This window comes from Pseudomonas sp. KB_15 (assembly GCF_052114525.1).
Classification (GTDB): domain Bacteria; phylum Pseudomonadota; class Gammaproteobacteria; order Pseudomonadales; family Pseudomonadaceae; genus Aquipseudomonas.
This window is the reverse complement of the sequence record NZ_JBFREX010000374.1, coordinates 1-358: the sequence shown is the minus strand read 5'-3', so window position 1 is coordinate 358 and position 358 is coordinate 1. Positions and strand designations below refer to the sequence as shown.

The window sequence follows — 358 nt, the reverse complement described above, 5'->3', positions numbered from 1 at the left end:
CCGCTACGGCTCGGTGTGCAGCGGCGCCTTTCTGCTGGCCGATGCCGGCCTGCTGGAGGGGCGGCGCGTAACCACGCACTGGGCGGGCGCGGACCGGCTGGCGGCGCGTTTCCCGGGCGTGACCGTGGATGCCGACGCCATCCACGTGCGCGACGGCAAGCTGCGCACGGCGGCCGGCGTGACGGCGGGGCTGGACCTTGCGCTGGCGCTGGTCGAAGAGGATCTCGGGCGCGAACTCGCCATGCGCGTGGCCAGCCAGTTGGTGATGTTCTTCAAGCGGCCCGGCGGGCAGGCGCAGTTCCGCCGCAGTGCGGCGCCCGCGCTGGCCAACCGCTCGGCCTTGCAGGAACTCCAGCGC

The 358-nt window shown here is 74.0% G+C and carries 1 protein-coding gene; it reads left to right on the top strand.

Annotated features, from left to right (window positions below):
- Positions 1-358 (top strand): DJ-1/PfpI family protein (locus tag AB4Z35_RS31355; protein WP_442101347.1); only part of this gene is annotated, 358 nt, incomplete at both ends.